Raw genomic sequence first — 2,909 nt, 5'->3', positions numbered from 1 at the left:
GTGTCGGAGTTCTCGTAGCCCGCCCGCTCGTAGCCGTTCCATTCCCCTTGGATCTGCTCGTGCACGATCTCGACGGGTTTGAGGTAATTGTGCTCCTGTCCCTGAGGAAGAAGTGGACGTCCATCGGATGGCCGGGTTCGGTCTCCACCACCATGGCAAGATCGACGGCGCCGTCGCCATTGAAATCGCCAGTCACAGCCGTGATGATCTTCCGGGTTTCGATCGGCTCGGCGAGGGTGGCCGTGGGGAGAAACAACACAAAGGCGAGCAACAGAGATTTCATGCGTATTCCCCCGGGAGCGAGACGGCGTGCCCGAGCACGAGCATGGCAGGTATTCCGGGACTTTCTACAGTGGGGCGGGAAGAAAAATGTTCGGGCCGACGGGCGCGAAGGAACGCCGTGCGCGCCTGCCAAGTTTGCTGCCGGAAACTGACAGCAATTCATGCCACGATGCTGGCCAATGACGATGGGCATGATGCCGGAGGCAGGACGACAGTGAGAGCGATGACGCGAGGGGCAACAGCATCGAACGGGCAGGCCGACTGATGGCGCCGATCAAGGTCGATCCCGCCAAGGTCCACGAATTCGCGGATCCTGCCGGCTTCTACGCCTGGCTGAGCAAGCACCACGCCACGGAAACCGAAGTCTGGATCAAGGTGCACAAGGTGGGGTCGGGATTGAAATCGATCACCCCCAAGCAAGCCATCGACGTGGTGCTGTGCTTCGGCTGGATCGATGCGGTGCGCAAAGGGTTGGACGACAAGAGCTTCCTGCAGCGCTACACGCCGCGCGGCAGGAAGAGCATCTGGAGCCTGATCAACATCGACAATGTGGCGCGGCTGGTCGAGGAGGGCCGCATGACCGAGCATGGGCTCAAACAGGTCGAAGCGGCGAAGGCGGACGGGCGCTGGGCGCGCGCCTATGGCAGCGGCAAGGAGATGAAAATTCCCGATGATTTGCAAGCGGCCATAGACGCCGAACCCGCTGCGAAGGCGATGTTGGCAAAGCTCAGCGCGCAAAACCGCTTCGCGCTCGCCTTCCGCATTCACAACATGAAGACGGAGGCCGGGCGCAAGAGGAAGATCGAAGCGTTTGTGGCAATGCTGAAGCGCGGTGAGACGATCCATCCGCAAGGCAGGAAGTGAGGTTTGGCGCGAGTTCGTCTTCGGCGCCGCAAGCCTGTCCTCAAGGGATCCCTCGTTGCGCGAAGCGCTTCAGGATTTGAATCGCGAAATTGTTCCAACTGCTTGTTTTCGCGCAATTCGGGGTCGGCGTGGCGCGGCCGCTTCAGCAACGACATCGCTGGTGGACGGAGGAGGGCACGGCGGCTACCCTTCGAAAGCCGCGACGATCGAGCGGCGGACCGGTCGCTGGGAGTCGTTGCCGTTGAGAAGAGTTGCTTCGTGGACGATGGCGCTGGGTCTCATTGTCATCGTCGCGTGTGTGGGAGCCGGGGTCACGCTTGCCCAGACTTCGCCCGATCAGACTTCTCCCGACTTGGCTTCCCCCTCGGCCTCGCCGGCAAAAGAGATCTCGGTCGGGATAAAACAGGCGCCGCCTTTTGCGTTCAAGCTGCAGGACGGCAGCTGGTCGGGATTGAGCATCGACCTCTGGCAGAAAATGGCCGGGCGGCTCAACCTGCGCTTCCACTATGTCGAAGTGCCTGCCGTGCAGGACCAGATCGATGGCGTCGTCAGCGGCAGATTCGATGCGGCGATGGCCGCGATCACGGTCACGGCCGACCGCGAAAAGGCCGTCGACTTCACGCAGCCCTTCTTCACGACCGGGCTCGGCATCGCAACGCCGCTCAACAACCAGCCGTCATGGCGGCCGGTGCTGCATGCCCTGACGTCGTTCGGCTTCCTGCAGGCGGTTCTGGCGCTGGTCATCATATCGGTGGTGGTCGGCGTCCTCATCTGGATGTTCGAACGCCGGCACAATGACGATTTCGGCGGCGGCGTCGCCAAGGGACTGTTTTCCAGCATGTGGTGGTCGACCATCGCCGCGACGCAGGCCAGCACCGGTGATTTCGGCCCGCGAACCGTGCCGGGGCGCGTGCTGGCCGCGCTCTGGATGATGGGATCGATCATTGCGATCGCGGTGTTCACTGCGGGTGTCACATCGGTGCTGACGGTGACGCAGATGGAAGGCATGGTGCAGGGCGAAAGCGATCTCGCCGCGGTCAGGGTCGGCGCGGTGCAGAGCTCGTCGACGGCGTCCTATCTGGATTCGACCCAGATCCGTCATCAGGACTTTGCCTCGATCCAGCAAGGCCTCAACGCGCTTCGCGCCGGCAAGATCGACGCGCTGGTGCACGACAAGCCGCTGCTTGGCTGGCTGGTCGGGCAGAATTACGCGACAAGCCTGCAGGTTCTCGATGCGACGTTCGACCAGCAGCAATATGCCATTGCGCTGCCGCTCGGCAGCCCGTTGCGCAAGTCTCTCGATGTCGCCCTCCTGCAGACCATCGAAAGCGATTGGTGGAAGCAGGCCGTCTTCCAGTATCTGGGCGAGAAGTAGCCGGCAGCAATTTCAGCGGTGCTATGCGCTGGAAGAACCGCCGTCGCTATCCGAGAGTGGCGGCCTGTCTTTCAGGGATGGATGGTTGCTGTCACTGGTCCAGGTCGACCGGTGTCACGCCAAGAAGTTTCAGGGCATTGGCATAGGTCCGGATGCCTTGCGCCTGCTTGCGCTCGGCACAGAACCGGTTCGCCTTGTCCTGGAGTGCCGTTGCCTCGGCGATCTGGCTCGCGCTGGCACCGGGTTTGGCTTTGGTCTGGATGGCTCCGTCGAGTTGAAGACCGAGCCGGCTGCAATATTCGCTCCGGGTGACCGCCGCATCCGACTGTGCGACCGCAAGCACGGCGAGCGAAATGCCTGTCAGGGCAGCCATCCATCCGGTCGAACG

The 2,909-nt window shown here is 62.4% G+C and carries 3 protein-coding genes and 1 pseudogene; 2 read left to right on the top strand and 2 right to left on the bottom strand.

Features of this window, described 5'->3' with window-relative positions; all coding sequences use genetic code 11:
- Positions 1-283, bottom strand: a pseudogene (locus tag ENZ74_RS34750) (hypothetical protein); the annotation flags it as partial.
- Positions 284-546: 263 nt separating this feature from the next.
- On the opposite strand from ENZ74_RS34750, the gene ENZ74_RS27490 reads away from it, so the two are divergent.
- Both ENZ74_RS27490 and ENZ74_RS27485 read left to right on the top strand, forming a co-directional pair.
- On the top strand, positions 547-1,146 hold the full coding sequence (locus ENZ74_RS27490) for a YdeI/OmpD-associated family protein (protein WP_027160818.1): 600 nt from the start codon (positions 547-549) through the stop codon (positions 1,144-1,146).
- A gap of 241 nt (positions 1,147-1,387) precedes the next feature.
- Complete coding sequence (locus ENZ74_RS27485) at positions 1,388-2,521, top strand: transporter substrate-binding domain-containing protein (protein WP_224621835.1); 1,134 nt, start codon at positions 1,388-1,390, stop codon at positions 2,519-2,521.
- A gap of 91 nt (positions 2,522-2,612) precedes the next feature.
- Here the strand turns inward: ENZ74_RS27485 and ENZ74_RS27480 are convergent, their stop codons facing one another.
- Positions 2,613-2,894: a hypothetical protein gene (locus ENZ74_RS27480; RefSeq protein WP_082826505.1), complete on the bottom strand. Its 282-nt coding sequence runs from the start codon at positions 2,892-2,894 to the stop codon at positions 2,613-2,615.
- Positions 2,895-2,909: the final 15 nt, after the last annotated feature.

It is taken from the genome of Mesorhizobium sp. M7A.F.Ca.CA.002.15.2.1, from assembly GCF_003998715.1.
In the GTDB taxonomy this organism is placed as follows: domain Bacteria; phylum Pseudomonadota; class Alphaproteobacteria; order Rhizobiales; family Rhizobiaceae; genus Mesorhizobium; species Mesorhizobium ciceri.
Note: the sequence above shows the minus strand (reverse complement) of the source record. Positions and strands in the feature narration are given on the sequence as shown.

Excerpts from the sequence above, each read along its gene's own strand:
- ENZ74_RS27490 (WP_027160818.1), top strand. The coding sequence starts at position 547 with ATGGCGCCGATCAAGGTCGATCCCGCCAAGGTCCACGAATTCGCGGAT.
- ENZ74_RS27480 (WP_082826505.1), bottom strand. The coding sequence starts at position 2,894 with ATGGCTGCCCTGACAGGCATTTCGCTCGCCGTGCTTGCGGTCGCACAG.